This is a genomic window from Paenibacillus sp. FSL R7-0302, from assembly GCF_038006885.1.
GTDB lineage: Bacteria > Bacillota > Bacilli > Paenibacillales > Paenibacillaceae > Paenibacillus_AQ.
Genome location: NZ_JBBOWB010000001.1, coordinates 1660789 through 1674158, shown reverse-complemented (window position 1 = coordinate 1674158; position 13370 = coordinate 1660789). Strand labels below are relative to the sequence as shown.

At 53.0% G+C, this 13370-nt stretch carries 14 protein-coding genes; 7 read left to right on the top strand and 7 right to left on the bottom strand.

Annotated elements, in window-relative coordinates:
• Positions 1 to 237: 237 nt before the first annotated feature.
• The 4 genes from MKY96_RS06980 to MKY96_RS06965 all read right to left on the bottom strand — a co-directional run bounded on the left by MKY96_RS06980 (position 238) and on the right by MKY96_RS06965 (position 3084).
• Positions 238 to 960, bottom strand: coding sequence for a hypothetical protein (locus tag MKY96_RS06980; protein ID WP_340939424.1), 723 nt, complete (start codon positions 958 to 960; stop codon positions 238 to 240).
• Between the two features lie 386 nt (positions 961 to 1346).
• Positions 1347 to 1664, bottom strand: coding sequence for a winged helix-turn-helix transcriptional regulator (locus tag MKY96_RS06975; protein WP_036698497.1), 318 nt, complete (start codon positions 1662 to 1664; stop codon positions 1347 to 1349).
• A 125-nt stretch (positions 1665 to 1789) separates the two neighbouring features.
• Positions 1790 to 2116, bottom strand: coding sequence for a hypothetical protein (locus tag MKY96_RS06970; RefSeq protein WP_340939422.1), 327 nt, complete (start codon positions 2114 to 2116; stop codon positions 1790 to 1792).
• Positions 2117 to 2148: 32 nt separating this feature from the next.
• Entirely contained in the window at positions 2149 to 3084 is a 936-nt protein-coding gene (locus tag MKY96_RS06965; protein ID WP_340939421.1) for a Gfo/Idh/MocA family protein, read from the bottom strand.
• A 162-nt stretch (positions 3085 to 3246) separates the two neighbouring features.
• On the opposite strand from MKY96_RS06965, the gene MKY96_RS06960 reads away from it, so the two are divergent.
• Positions 3247 to 3858: a TVP38/TMEM64 family protein gene (locus MKY96_RS06960; protein ID WP_340939419.1), complete on the top strand. Its 612-nt coding sequence runs from the start codon at positions 3247 to 3249 to the stop codon at positions 3856 to 3858.
• A gap of 98 nt (positions 3859 to 3956) precedes the next feature.
• Positions 3957 to 4943: a peptide-methionine (S)-S-oxide reductase MsrA gene (msrA, locus tag MKY96_RS06955; RefSeq protein ID WP_340939416.1), complete on the top strand. Its 987-nt coding sequence runs from the start codon at positions 3957 to 3959 to the stop codon at positions 4941 to 4943.
• A 209-nt stretch (positions 4944 to 5152) separates the two neighbouring features.
• Here msrA and MKY96_RS06950 read toward each other — a convergent pair whose 3' ends face one another.
• Positions 5153 to 6295, bottom strand: a complete 1143-nt coding sequence (locus tag MKY96_RS06950; RefSeq protein WP_340939414.1) for a DUF4349 domain-containing protein — start codon at positions 6293 to 6295, stop codon at positions 5153 to 5155.
• A 372-nt stretch (positions 6296 to 6667) separates the two neighbouring features.
• On the opposite strand from MKY96_RS06950, the gene MKY96_RS06945 reads away from it, so the two are divergent.
• The gene (locus MKY96_RS06945; RefSeq protein WP_076079942.1) at positions 6668 to 6820 is read left to right on the top strand and encodes a DUF1540 domain-containing protein; all 153 of its coding nucleotides are present in this window, start codon (positions 6668 to 6670) and stop codon (positions 6818 to 6820) included.
• Between the two features lie 190 nt (positions 6821 to 7010).
• On the opposite strand, the gene metE is transcribed toward MKY96_RS06945, so the two are convergent.
• The gene (gene metE, locus MKY96_RS06940; RefSeq protein WP_340939412.1) at positions 7011 to 9311 is read right to left on the bottom strand and encodes a 5-methyltetrahydropteroyltriglutamate--homocysteine S-methyltransferase; all 2301 of its coding nucleotides are present in this window, start codon (positions 9309 to 9311) and stop codon (positions 7011 to 7013) included.
• Between the two features lie 195 nt (positions 9312 to 9506).
• The gene (locus tag MKY96_RS06935; protein ID WP_340939409.1) at positions 9507 to 10367 is read right to left on the bottom strand and encodes an undecaprenyl-diphosphate phosphatase; all 861 of its coding nucleotides are present in this window, start codon (positions 10365 to 10367) and stop codon (positions 9507 to 9509) included.
• Positions 10368 to 10561: 194 nt separating this feature from the next.
• Here MKY96_RS06935 and MKY96_RS06930 point away from each other — a divergent pair, with 194 nt between their 5' ends.
• From MKY96_RS06930 to MKY96_RS06915, 4 genes are all read left to right on the top strand, one after another.
• Complete coding sequence (locus MKY96_RS06930) at positions 10562 to 11593, top strand: NADH:flavin oxidoreductase/NADH oxidase (RefSeq protein WP_340939408.1); 1032 nt, start codon at positions 10562 to 10564, stop codon at positions 11591 to 11593.
• 88 nt (positions 11594 to 11681) lie between these two features.
• Complete coding sequence (locus tag MKY96_RS06925; RefSeq protein ID WP_340939407.1) at positions 11682 to 12116, top strand: MarR family winged helix-turn-helix transcriptional regulator; 435 nt, start codon at positions 11682 to 11684, stop codon at positions 12114 to 12116.
• A 129-nt stretch (positions 12117 to 12245) separates the two neighbouring features.
• Positions 12246 to 12518: a PQ-loop domain-containing transporter gene (locus tag MKY96_RS06920; RefSeq protein ID WP_076079946.1), complete on the top strand. Its 273-nt coding sequence runs from the start codon at positions 12246 to 12248 to the stop codon at positions 12516 to 12518.
• A 78-nt stretch (positions 12519 to 12596) separates the two neighbouring features.
• Positions 12597 to 13340, top strand: coding sequence for a class I SAM-dependent methyltransferase (locus MKY96_RS06915; RefSeq protein ID WP_340939406.1), 744 nt, complete (start codon positions 12597 to 12599; stop codon positions 13338 to 13340).
• Positions 13341 to 13370 lie beyond the last annotated feature (30 nt).

The window sequence follows — 13370 nt, the reverse complement described above, 5'->3', positions numbered from 1 at the left end:
CCGCTTTTGCTGTTGTGAGTCACTAGAAGTAGAAATAAAGAATTTAAACAGAAAAGCAAAAGAAGCGGAGGGGAAATTTGGAACTGGAGGAGCGGAGCGATGCCTTTGTGTTTGGATTTCTACCGCAAAGAGCGGTTTGTATCGGGGAATCCAAACACAACAGCGGCCGGAAGTCCAAATGTTCACCGCAGCGACGACCTGGCTTCAAGTTCAAATCTTTTTTCGAGTTTACCTTTTTTATTGAACCGTCGCCTGCATATAAGTCCGCTTGCCCTGCGCATCCTTCAGGTAGGGGCCAAGTCCGGCGAACCGTGAATGATCCACATAGACACCCGTCATCCATCTGCCTTCGGTCAGGCCGCCGTTCCACTGCAGCACCAGATCGGGGGCAGAGATCCATTCCTGATACACTCTGATGTTCTTATCCTTATATTCTTTGGCCGGTTTGTTCAATTCGCTCAGCGGTGCCGGGGTAAGGTAGGTGGGCACGAAATATACAGAGATCAGCTCCATATCCTCCTCACTCAGAAAAGCCTCCTCCCCCAGGTAAGGCTGGAGCAGACGGGTATTCTCATACATGGACCATATCACAGCTTGAAGTACCATGCTCTGGCTAATTCCATTATGAAAAGTAAAGCGGCGCTGAACATTTGGGCCACTCCCTTCGTTAGCCGCTACCGGCTCCAGACAATGCCGTTCACAGCCGATGCATTTCCAGCCGGACGGGCCTTGAATCCATTTCTGAAACACGCTCCCGCTGTCATTGTCCCCTTTATATAGAGAAGAAATGATCTCATAGGGCACACCGATCCACGCATCCCACAGAGAATCCGGGAGATGGTTATGAAGCATGAACAGCACCTTGTCATAGATCAGCTGTACTTTAATCGAAGCAGTCTCCAGTTCGGCGACATCCTTTTTTCCATAGGTTATTTCCCGGGAAAACAAGGTGATGGTCATGGTCCTCGCCTCCTAAAAGTTGTGTGAGCCCTCCGCTTCCTTCCCTCAGCATCGTCCAAAACACATCTCGTAAGCATCCGCCTGCCGCATAACCCTGGGCTTTTCCACCTTTTGTTAACGCTTCCACACATCCGTAATATTTAGTATGTTCTATTATATTACACAGGTAGGGCCTAAGTGCAAGGTTTATTTGGGCAAAATCTGCATAAACAAGCGGAAACGGCATTGCCGTCCTTATAAAGGACGGTACCGTTTCAGCGAGAAATAGAAGAATAAGTTATCGTGTGAAACCTATAAATTCTTATATTTCAAGCAGAACAGCATATGAAAAGCCCCTTACCCGCATACCCGGCAAGAGGCTGTCATCAAAAATATATTACGTACTGCTACTCCACCCAGCTCTCGGCCCAGGACTGGATTTGCTGCATGACCGGCTCAAGCGCACGGCCCTTCACTGTCAATTCATACTCAATGCGCACCGGTGTCTCCGGGTACACATGACGTACCAGAATGCCCTCGCATTCCAGATCCTTCATGCGCTCGGACAGCATCTTATCGCTCATTGACGGAATCAGTCCGGAAATATCCTTGAACCGCTTGGGGCCGCTCATCAAGGTCTGAATAATGAGTCCGTTCCAACGCTTGCCCAGAAACGAAAACGCCGTCTCAAATCTCGGGCACATCGTCAATTGATGTTCTTCCATGGTTATCACCTCTCACTTATGAAGCTTACAATTAGTTAGTATATATAATTTTACCACATTTATTCTGGAATGAACATCGTTTGCCAAAAAAAAGTTCATTAACCCCAATTATTATATTTACGCTCTCAATCCTTGGTGTCTCCTGCCTTGCGTCTTAGCTGGATAGCCTCTGTAACCACATAGGCAAGATCATCGTTGCTATAGAGGGAGAGTACGCCCAGCACCGTATCATCGGAGATGAAGCCGGCCTCCTCCTCGGATACCGTCAGAGCCAGCGCATTGGCCAGCGCCTGATTGCCCTCCTGCTGCGGATAAGCCTGCAGATACAGGGCATGCGGGTCCAGCTTATTATTCACACACCACTGGGCAAATACGAGAATCATCATTTCCTCGTCCCGCTTATAGCTCTCGATAATCCTCTCTTCCATCGACTTGTTGTCATAATCCTCCATGTTGTTCTCCTCTCTGCTGCGAATCTGACCGCTCAGCGGCTTAGTCTTGCTGCTAATTCATGGCTCGGCAATACGGCCGAAGCGGAAATACCACATTGCTCCGGTGTCGCTATATTGCTGAGATAATGGCTGACCACGCCGCTGAAGCCTCTGCGCTCCAGTACTGTATCCCAGCTGCCGAAGTTCTGAGTGCGCGGCAACGAGCCCTGCTCATATAATATAACCCGTTCCATGTCGGTCACCTCAACCGATCTGCCATGTCCGTGCAGCTCCAGCTTCTCCAGATCGGCCCCGGCATCCCGGACCATGCTGTAATGGCCGGTGGTCCCGTTCTCCCAGCCAAGCATTCCTGAGGCGTGCAGAAGCCGCCCCTCCGTATCCGCCTTCAGGCTGGTGTGCAGCAGCTCATAATCCCCGCCGGACAGCCAGAGCAGCAGATCCAGCATATGGATTAGATCATCATGGATCGTCTCATGGCTGCTGCCCTGCTGCAGCTTCGTCCGGTGTTTGACAGCAGCGGATTGGCTGATGCCTCCGGCCTTATGCAGCCAGGATTTGGCGGCGGCATACATCGGGGCATAGCGGCGGTTGAAGCCCACTCCCAGCAGCAGCCCCTTGTTCTCAGCAAGCTCTGCCATCCGGCGGGATTCCTCCAGATCATAGGAGAGCGGCTTGTCCACATACACGGACACCCCATGCTCCAGACAAGAGGTAACCAGCTCATAGTGCGTAGTTGTAGGACTATGTATGAACACAGCATCCAGATCCCAGGACAGCAGCTCCGTAAGCTCGGTTGTCCCCCGCTGAAGGCGATAAGCCTGGACTGCCCGCTCGACCGTAGCAGAGGAATGGCTGAGCACTCCCACCACCTCGGCCTGATCATGCCGGGAGAGCAGCGGCAAATAGACTTTACGGGCAATATCGCCTATGCCGATCATTGCCACTCTTTTACGGACAGGTAGTTTCATTACAGCAGCATCTCCCTTACATGTTGGGGGAATTTCTATTCCCTTATAGATGTATTATACCGTGACATGCTGCGGGAACAATGATCTTTGCTTCAATAATTGCTTTAATTGCTTTTTTTTCAGTATGATGAAATGGATGGAGTGAAGAAGGGGCATAGTATAATGAGAAAATGGCTAACGGTTGTTCTGTATGTTTCGTGCATAATCCTCGCGTTTATCTACAGGTATGAACTCCTGGCCTGGCTTAGAGAGGATCATCCTTTGTATTTGTCCATGCTCGCCGCCACAGTGCTGGCCTTATTTCCGGTCCTGCCCTACAAGCTGATTATCGGATTGTTCGGGTATGCTTATGGAAGCTTCGCAGGAGCGTTAATTTGCTGGAGTGCTACTACGATCGCGGCAGCCCTTGTCTATGGAGTCGTTACATCCATGTTCCGGAGCAAATCGATGGCCTATCTAAGCAGCATTTCCGCGCTGGACAGATTTGTGTCTGCTGTGCAGCAGCGTCCTTTTGCATCTGTAGTGATCGCCCGCCTGGCACCGTTCATTCCGCAGATGGCTGTGAATATCTACGCCGGTGCCGCCGGACTGCCTTTCTGGAGCTATCTTGGAGCCACCGCACTTGGCAAAATTCCCGGCATCGCCCTCTACGCCTTCCTGGGAGGACAGATGTTCCAGCATCCGCGAAGTGCAGCTGTAGCTATAATCGTGTATATTGCCGTACTGGCTGTAGCCGGATTATCCATGCGCCGCCGTCCTTCTGCGGGCCGCTGACGCTTCAAGAATTTCCGGTATGCTGGCAGTAAGCCTCTATTTGATTTATAATTAAATTGTGATCTATTTAATTGCATTCTACAGATGGAGGGATAACAATGAGTGAATTTCAAGCTGATTCTATAAATTTCAAGACCGAACAAGCCACCTTCGCCGGTGGATGCTTCTGGTGTATGGTATCCCCTTTTGAAGAGCTTCCGGGCATTGTCAAGATTATCTCCGGTTATACAGGCGGACATACTGTGAATCCGACCTACGAGGAAGTATGCTCGGAAACCACCGGACATGTTGAGGCGGTACAGATTACGTTCAATCCGGATATTTTCCCATATAGCAAGCTGCTTGAGCTGTTCTGGCAGCAGATTGACCCTACCGATGCCGGAGGGCAATTCCATGACCGCGGCACTTCTTATGGAACGGCAATCTTCACCCATTCGGAGGAGCAGCGCCAGCAAGCAGAGGCTTCCAAGGCGGCCCTTCAGGCCAGCGGACGCTTCTCTGCTCCCATTGTGACGCCTATTCTTCCGGCTAAGCCCTTCTACCCAGCCGAAGAATATCATCAGGGCTATCATCACAAGAATCCAGCCCATTACAAGCGTTACCGCAAGGGTTCGGGCCGGGAAGCATTCATCGAAGCTCACTGGACGCATAAGGAGGACCCGCAGAGCCTGAAGGAGCGCCTGACTCCGCTTCAATATGAAGTAACGCAGAACAGCGCTACGGAATCTCCATTCCGCAACGAATTCTGGGATCACCACGGAGACGGGATCTATGTGGATATTGTCTCCGGGGAGCCGCTGTTCAGCTCAGAGGATAAGTTCGATTCCGGCTGCGGCTGGCCGAGCTTCACGCGTCCGATCCGGGACTATGCGGTCAAGGAGAAAACCGACCTCAGCCACCTGATGGTCCGCACCGAGGTACGCAGCAAGACAGCGGATTCCCACTTGGGCCATGTATTCAATGACGGCCCCGGAGCGAACGGATTGCGGTACTGTATCAACTCGGCAGCTCTGCGCTTTGTTCCCAAAGAGGACCTGGAGAAGGAAGGCTATGGCGAGTACCGTGTGCTCTTCCAGCATGCTTAAGGCTGGCTGGAGGTCCCGGCTTGTCTGCTCCTCTAATGGACAGCTTTAAACACTTACCTGCGCGCTAGCACAATGTATGCTGTTTTCCGCGTACATTCGGACCACACGCCTGCATTTCCTGAACAAGAACAAAGCCTCCAGCCCGTATTCACGGGTAGGGAGGCTTTATTCTTTACAAATGATCCTTATGTTTATTTGTGCAGCCCGTTCTACTTGTTCTGCTTATCCGTATTCTCCTCTTCCGGTGCAGTTGGTACTACAGGTGCACTCTCAGGATGAGGCTGCGATTCCCGGCCCGGCAGATGCTTACCGCCCAGCCGTGCCTGTTCAGGGTGCGCAGGTTGCCGCCGCTTGAAGCTTCGCCGTAACCAGAGCACCAGCGCAACCACCACTCCAGCTACGAGCAGGACGGGGAGAGCAGCCGCCAGTACAACAACAAGCCACTGGAACATCACAGACAACGCCTTCATGCTGCCATTCAGCGCTTCTGAAGCCCGTACACCCAGCGGTCCCTGAGCATTGGTCTTCGTAAGGGTAAGACTCTTCTCCGTCTGGTAGAGGCGAAGCTCCACTGTAGAGAAAGATACGTTCTGATCGATATACCGCATTCTGCCCTTGATCTGTTCGATTTGCTCCTGAATTTCCCCAAGCTGGTTGGCGAACTGGACGAGATCGGCCGGTTTGGTTGCTTTTTTCATAAAATCAATATACTGCGCCTCCATCATCTGCTTCGCCTTAAGGCGTGACTCCAGGTCCACATATTCCTCCGACACATCCTGCCCCTGGATGCTTCTCTGGAGCTTCTCATGCTTAATCTTCTCCAGATTGTTCAGGAACGGAGAGAAGCCCGCCGCAGGCACTTTTAGGATAAAGGTTCCGCCCTGTTCATATTCAGACATATTCTCTGAGAATTCGATAATGTAGCCCCCGGCCAGAGTAACCATATTCCGCACTTCAGTCTGCGCTGCCCCGTAGTCGCTTACCTCCATATTGAGGTTCGCCTTGTAGATCAGCTTCTTGTTCAGCCCTGCTACCACATCGGTGCCGGTGAATCCGGCAGAAGCATCTGTCCCTTGCTCAGCCCCCGCCCCAGGGACTGCCGAATTTCCGCCGCCGCCTTTCTGGTCAGCCTGATCATTAACAGCCATCGCAGTATTCGAGGTTAGACTATCCTCCTTGATCTCCACCGCAGCAGGCGCACTCTCCGCCGATCCGTCTGATGCTGCTTCATTTCTGAACGCGCTTTCTGTATTCGCGGCCGAATCTGAATTGCTACTCGACGCGCCGCAGCCCGTTAGAACCACGGCTACAACCACTAGATACAACAAGTAATGCAGACCCCATTTTCGCATGCTCATTCCTCCATCAAGTGTAATTGTATACTGCTTCCTGTGTTTCAGCTTCCGCGGCGAAAGGCCGTTATCTGTATCGGTCCGTTCCGCGCTTATCCCTCTTGACGTTCCAAAAGCTGGAAGGTTGCAGCCATTTACGGAAAATAACAAATAAGACCATTCAGCCATAGATAGCCAAGTGTGGTCCTGTTTGCGTATTGCCTCTTTATTTGTTACAATTACGATGATAAAACGGCAAAAAAACACCAAAAACCCTATTCGCATAGAATAAGGTTATGGCGCTATTCGGACAAGCTCCACCTTGCCCGGGCAGCTGTAATTGATTTCTTGCCGATTTATGATGCCTACTACTACAAGAGGAGGTGAACCCTCATGGCAAAAGACGTATTGTGCGCAGTTAATTCTTGCACCTACTGGGCTGAAGAGAACAAATGCAACGCTGAGTCGATCTTCGTTGCTTACCACAGCTCCAAGCAGCCTACACAATCTGAGGAAACAGATTGCAAAACCTTTGAAAGCAAATAATGAATGATTGCAGAAGTTGAAGGAGCCCTCCACAGGTTCCTTCTTTCTTTTCTCATTCTATCAAGAATGAGAATTATTATCAAGTGTTTCCTGCAAAAATAAAACCACTGCTGGCCGGAGACTGTACTCTCCCGCTTGCAGTGGTTTTTCTGTGCGAATCCAAGGATCTTAAACGGAACAGCTCCGGCTGTTAACGGGTCACTGCGCCGTGCTGCTCTCTCACCAGGACCGCAGCCTTCACCATATTACGCAGTGCGCCTGTGGTCTCTTCCCAGCCCCGTGTCTTCAGTCCGCAGTCGGGATTAATCCAGAACTGCTGGACATCCAGCACGCGCAGCGCACGTTCGATGGCCGAAGTCATCTCCTCTACCACCGGTACGCGCGGACTGTGGATATCATACACACCCAGTCCAATTCCCTTGTCGTATTCCTGCTCCTCGAAGCTGACGATCAGCTCACCATGGCTGCGCGAGGTCTCAATGGAGATGACATCCGCATCCATCGCCGAGATCGAACCGATCATGTCATTGAATTCGCTGTAGCACATATGCGTATGCACCTGTGTGGTGTCCTTGACATGATTCGTGGCAGTCCGGAAGGATTTCACCGCCCAGTTCAGATAATACTCATGATCTCTCGCCTTCAGCGGCAGGCCTTCGCGGATCGCCGGCTCATCGACCTGAATCATCTCGATCCCAGCCTCCTCCAGTGCGGATACTTCATGACGCAGGGCGAGGGCAATCTGTCCAGCCACCGCCTCGCGGCTGAGATCATCGCGGACAAAGGACCAGTTCAGGATCGTGACCGGTCCGGTCAGCATTCCCTTAACAGGCAGCTTCGTCAGTGACTGGGCATACACGCTCTCCTTGACGGTCATCGGCTCGATGAAGGCAACATCCGCATAGATGACCGGCGGCTTCACGCAGCGTGAGCCGTAGGACTGAACCCAGCCGCCTGCGGTGAACAGATAGCCAGCCAGCTTCTCCCCGAAGAATTCCACCATATCCGTACGCTCGAACTCTCCGTGTACCAGCACATCCAGACCAAGCTCCTCCTGAAGCGTAATCGCTTCAGCGATCTGCCGCTTGATGAACAAGTCATAACGCTCCTGGTTCCAGACTCCCTTGCGCCATTTCAGACGGGCCTGGCGGACTTCAGCCGTCTGCGGGAAGCTGCCGATGGTCGTGGTCGGCAGCAGCGGCAGACGCCACTTCTCCTGCTGAACCTTGACACGCTCGGCGAACGGAAGGCTGCGGCGGTCCGGCAGCTGGGCAAGGGCACGCACCTGCTCCGCTACATCCTTACGCCCGCGCTCCGGCAGGGCACGGAATACGGCCAGCACCTCACGGCTGCGCTCCAGCTCGGCGGCGTAACGCTCTCTTCCTTCGTTCGCGGCTGCCGCAATCAGAACAAGCTCGGCCAGCTTCTCATTGGCGAACGCCAAGGCATTCTTAACCGCAGCCTTCAGCTTGACCTCGCCCTCAACCGTTACAGGCACATGCAGCAGACTTGACGCTGGCTGGAGAATCAGCTGCTCCTTAGGCACATAGGTCAGCAGCTTCTCAACCAGCTCCAGCTTGGCATCGGTATCGGCGCGCCAGATGTTGCGTCCGTCAAGGATACCGGCTCCGAGTGTCTTATCCTGCGGCCACCCGAGGCGTGCAACCGACTCCAGATTCTTGCCGCCGTCATGGACGAAGTCAAGACCCAGACCCTGCACAGGCAGCGCCAGCAATGCTTCAAGCGGCTCCGCAGCTTCGAAGTACGTCTGCAGCATCAGGTTCAGACCAGGTACGGCCGCAGCAATCTCACTGTAAATGTTCTGCAGCAGCGCGGTATCCTCAGCCGTTAAGCCTGTAACAATCGCCGGTTCATCGATCTGTACCCAGGCCACTCCTTCCGCCTTCAGCTCCTGCAGCAGCTGCACATACAGCGGGAGGAAGCGTGCGGCAACGGCGGCGATGTCTGCTGCCGGGAAGCCCTTGGACAGCTTCAGGAAGGTATACAGTCCGACTATAACCGGCTTGCCCTCAATGCCTGCCCGCTCCTTGGCGAAGCGGTAGGCGGCCAGCGGTTTATTCGCTGTCAATACCGGGGACAGGCTGCCGATCTCAGGTACAATGTAATGGTAATTCGTATTGAACCATTTCGTCATCTCGCAGGCCGGAGCCTCTGCATTGCCGCGCGCCATTGCAAAATACAGATCCAGCGGAATCTCTCCGCCCTTATATCCATAACGCGCCGGTACGATCCCGAACATGGCGGCAGTATCCAGCACATGGTCATAGAAGGTGAAGTCGCCCACAGGAATCAGATCAATTCCGGCCTGCTGCTGGGTCTGCAAATGCTGAAGCTGAATATCCTCCATCTGCGAGCGGAAGCTTTGCTCATCGATTTTGCCGGCCCAATAAGCCTCCAGCACTTTCTTCCATTCACGGTTCTTGCCGATTCTCGGATAACCGAGGCTGCTTGTATTGATTCCTTTACTCATAGGTGTCCACTCCTCTGTATAGTTGTCTGTCGCTTATGCCTGCAAGCCTTAATCTGATGCCATCTTACTGCACGGCTTCCGCGCCCTGCAACAGTTTCCACGCAATCCGGCTATACAGATTCCCTATAGCAGAACGCCAAAAAAAGCCGCACCCCCATGAAGGAGGAGCAGCTTAGACTCTGCGGTCCGGCGAAATCAGAACCAGATCAGATAGACCACACCGGCAAGCACAATCCGGTAGATTGCGAAGGGCAACAACTTGATCCGGTTAATCAGCTTCAGGAAGAAACGCATCGATACCAGTGCGAATACGAAGGCGCTAATGAAGCCGGCAATGAAGAACGGCAAGGCATCCAGCGTAAAATACTGCCAGTTCTTCAGCAGTGAAATCAGGCTTGCCCCGGCCATAATCGGTACCGCCATGATGAAGGTGAAATCGGCTGCTGCACGGTGGCTCATCCCCAGCAGAACCCCGCCGGATATCGTCGAGCCGGACCGCGAGAAGCCCGGCCACAGGGAGATACATTGAATCAATCCGACTGATAGCGCCTGCCTATATGTAATTTGATCCACACTCTCAGTCCGGGCATTCGCAGGCGCAAAACGGTCAGCACAGATCATGAACAACGCTCCTACCACAAGTCCAATCAGCACAGTAAAGGTAGAGAACAGATGCTCATCGATGTAATCCTCCAGCAGAAATCCGAAAATACCGGCAGGCAGCAGTCCAATGAGGATATGCGTCAGCTTCAGCCGTCCTTCAACCGGAGCCTGCCGCTGCCCTTCCGGCACTACGGCCAGATCCTGGCGGCTAAGCTTCCTCAGGCCCAGCAGATCAATGAACCGGTTACGGAAAATAATGACGACTGCAAGAATGGAGCCTAATTGAATCACTACCTTGAAGGAGTTGGCCGTGTACTTCCCCAGGAACTCCTGCGATTTAAGCCACATATCATCAACGATGATCATATGGCCTGTCGAGGATACCGGAGCAAATTCGGTCAGCCCTTCTACAATGCCCAGGATGATTGCTTTGACAATGGTCAGCAGCTCCATGGCGATCCCCCTTTATTGTTTTCAATATAATAATTGTAAACTCGCACAGCTATTTCTGAAACTTACAGCGTATATGCAGTATTGCAAATTTTAATCCAGCTGACTTGACAGGCAGAAACCTACGGCTTATATTTATATGCATGCGCATGCATTTATTGTTTATCCATCCCATATAGAACGAAGGAGCGACATTCATGACGAAAGATCTGTTCACCCCCTATGAGTATAAAAACTTAAAACTGAAGAACCGGGTGGTGATGCCGCCCATGTGCCAATATTCAGTTACCAATAAGGATGGCATCGCTAACGACTGGCATTACAATCACTATGTAAGCCGTGCTGTCGGCGGCACCGGACTGATCATTGTCGAGATGGCTGATGTGGACCCGGACGGCCGGATTACCGATTATGATCTGGGCCTCTGGTCTGATGAGCAGATTCCTGCGCTGGCGCGGATTGTGGAAGCCAGTCATGCCCATGGAGCCAAAATCGGAATTCAGGTGGCCCATGCCGGGCGCAAGGCGGAGGATGCCAAGGTTCCTGTCTCCTCTTCGGCTATTCCTTTTGACGGCAACTCCAAGACTCCCCATGCCCTGACAACAGAGGAAGTTAAAGACATGGTCCAGAAATTCAAACGCGGCGTAGAGCGTGCGGTTCAGGCCGGGTTCGACACTATTGAGCTGCACGGAGCCCACGGCTATCTGATTCACCAGTTCCACTCTCCGCTGACCAACCAGCGGACTGATGAGTATGGACAGGATCTGACCTTGTTCGGCCGGGAGGTAATCGCTGCTGCCAAGAGTGTGATGCCTGAGGATATGCCGCTAATCATGCGGATTTCCGCCAGAGAATATGTGGAAGGCGGCTACGGCATCCAAGAGGGGCTGGAGATCAGCAGAGCCTATAAGGAAGCGGGGGCCGATATTTTCCATATCAGTTCAGGCGGTGAAGGAGCCGTTGACGCAGAGAATGGACCGGGCAACCATGCAGCTTATCAGTTACCACTGGCCAGAATCATCCGCCAGGAGCTTAACGTGCCGGTGATTGCTGTCGGCCGGTTGGATGAAGCGGTGCTTGCCAATGCGGTCATCGGCAATGAAGAAGCTGACTTGGTGGCAGTGGGACGGGGAATGCTCCGTAATCCTTACTGGACGCTGGAAGCCGGTGTGACGCTGCGCAAAGACGCAGATATACCTAAGCAGTACACATTAGGATTCCCGCGTTAAGGACAATTCGTCAGCAGCTTGCCTATGGTGATGGTATACTGTATAACAACTACTATTCATTACAGGTATACACCGGGAGGATGAAGACATGACTAACCCCCCTTCAAATGATCTGATTAACAGCTGGTTATCGCTCTCTCTGATACAGATGAAGGTGGCCGCAGTCCTTGAAGCGAAGCTGACCGAGAACTATGAGTTATCGCTTAAGGAATTCTATGTATTGCTGTTTCTGTCCGAAGCCCCTGAGCAAAAGCTGAAGCTCCAGCAGCTGGAATCGATGGTCGGGCTTAGCCAGAGTGCTGTGTCCCGGCTGGTCAGCCGCTTCGAAGCCAAGGGCTGCGGAGCGCTGGAGCGCAAGTCCTGCGAGGCAGACCGCAGAAGCATCTATACGTCCCTGACTGCCATTGGGCAAGACAAGGTTGACCGGGCGAAGCAGACCGTTAATGAAGTGCTGCAGGAAGCCTTTCCTGTAGACGACACGCAGCAGCTGCTGAAGCAGCTTATCCAGCTGAAGCAATCCTAGACCCGGGCAGATGCCTGCCGGGTGAACCCGCCGTCCCTCCCGAGGGATGGCGGTTTTTTTGTCTGAACCTCCATTCCCCCTAGAGCATACATCGTACTAATACGAAATTAAGAATAGCGGGGTGTATGAATGGTGTTCACAGTTATGCAGCTGGTTGGCGGTCTTATTCTCTCTGTAGGCTGGATTCCGCAGATTGTGCAGATCCTCAGGACCCGTTCTGTTGCAGATCTCAGTCTGAAATCTTACCTGCTGATGCTGCTGGGCATCGCACTTATGGAGGCTTATGCGGTTAACCTGGCCGCGCAGGGGGTCGGATTTGCTTTTCTGATCACCAATTCCTTATCACTAGCCGTTGTAACAACGGTAGTCCTGCTGATTATCCGCTACCGGACCCAAGGGTAATAAAGCATTCTTAAGGCTGCACCCCCGTCCCATCTGCGTTATACTTTCTGTAATACAAGGATGTGGGAGGTTCAAGAAATGAAGCAAAATAAGTATGACGACGCGGGTTTTTTTGAGAATTACAGCCTGATGCCCCGCTCTACGGGCGGACTGGAGGCTGCCGGAGAATGGGAGGTCTTCCGTACCCTGCTGCCTGATCTGTCCGGCCAGCGGGTGCTTGACCTGGGGTGCGGGTTCGGCTGGCACTGCCGGTATGCCCGGGAGCAGGGGGCGGCTTCCGTCGTAGGCATAGATCTCTCCGCCAATATGCTGGAGCGTGCCCGTACGATGACAGACGACCCGAAGATTGAGTATCTCCAGCTCGCGATTGAGGATGCCGCATTCGGGGCAGAGCAATTTGATACCGTGATCAGCTCGCTGGCGATCCACTATATTGAAGATTTCGGCAGTCTCTGCCGCCAGGTCCGGCATTGCCTGAAGCCCGGGGGAGCCTTCGTCTTCTCTGTGGAGCATCCGATCTTCACCGCGCTCGCCGCGCAGGATTGGCATTACAGCCCGGACGGGGAGAAGCAGCACTGGCCCGTGGACAACTACCATCTCGAAGGGCTAAGACTGGCTGATTTTCTCGAACACGAGGTTGCCAAATACCACCGGACCACCGCCACCTACCTGGGTACACTGCTCGAATCAGGCTTCGTCCTGAAGGAGATGTCGGAGCTGCAGCCGACCCCTGAGATGCTGGAGAAGAATCCGGCCTGGCAGGAGGAGACGCGGCGTCCGATGTTCCTGCTGCTGTCCGCGGTGAAGCAGTCCACGGACTAATCTTACCGCACAAAAAAAAGACCAGCCGGA

Bases quoted from the DNA above. Each gene is read 5' to 3' on its own strand.
- MKY96_RS06935 (WP_340939409.1), bottom strand. From the start codon at position 10,367: ATGGAGCTGCTGACCATTGTCAAAGCAATCATCCTGGGCATTGTAGAA.
- metE (WP_340939412.1), bottom strand. From the start codon at position 9,311: ATGAGTAAAGGAATCAATACAAGCAGCCTCGGTTATCCGAGAATCGGC.
- MKY96_RS06960 (WP_340939419.1), top strand. From the start codon at position 3,247: ATGAGAAAATGGCTAACGGTTGTTCTGTATGTTTCGTGCATAATCCTC.
- MKY96_RS06930 (WP_340939408.1), top strand. From the start codon at position 10,562: ATGACGAAAGATCTGTTCACCCCCTATGAGTATAAAAACTTAAAACTG.
- MKY96_RS06970 (WP_340939422.1), bottom strand. From the start codon at position 2,116: ATGGAGGATTATGACAACAAGTCGATGGAAGAGAGGATTATCGAGAGC.
- MKY96_RS06915 (WP_340939406.1), top strand. From the start codon at position 12,597: ATGAAGCAAAATAAGTATGACGACGCGGGTTTTTTTGAGAATTACAGC.
- msrA (WP_340939416.1), top strand. From the start codon at position 3,957: ATGAGTGAATTTCAAGCTGATTCTATAAATTTCAAGACCGAACAAGCC.
- MKY96_RS06965 (WP_340939421.1), bottom strand. From the start codon at position 3,084: ATGAAACTACCTGTCCGTAAAAGAGTGGCAATGATCGGCATAGGCGAT.
- MKY96_RS06920 (WP_076079946.1), top strand. From the start codon at position 12,246: ATGGTGTTCACAGTTATGCAGCTGGTTGGCGGTCTTATTCTCTCTGTA.
- MKY96_RS06950 (WP_340939414.1), bottom strand. From the start codon at position 6,295: ATGCGAAAATGGGGTCTGCATTACTTGTTGTATCTAGTGGTTGTAGCC.
- MKY96_RS06925 (WP_340939407.1), top strand. From the start codon at position 11,682: ATGACTAACCCCCCTTCAAATGATCTGATTAACAGCTGGTTATCGCTC.
- MKY96_RS06945 (WP_076079942.1), top strand. From the start codon at position 6,668: ATGGCAAAAGACGTATTGTGCGCAGTTAATTCTTGCACCTACTGGGCT.
- MKY96_RS06975 (WP_036698497.1), bottom strand. From the start codon at position 1,664: ATGGAAGAACATCAATTGACGATGTGCCCGAGATTTGAGACGGCGTTT.
- MKY96_RS06980 (WP_340939424.1), bottom strand. From the start codon at position 960: ATGACCATCACCTTGTTTTCCCGGGAAATAACCTATGGAAAAAAGGAT.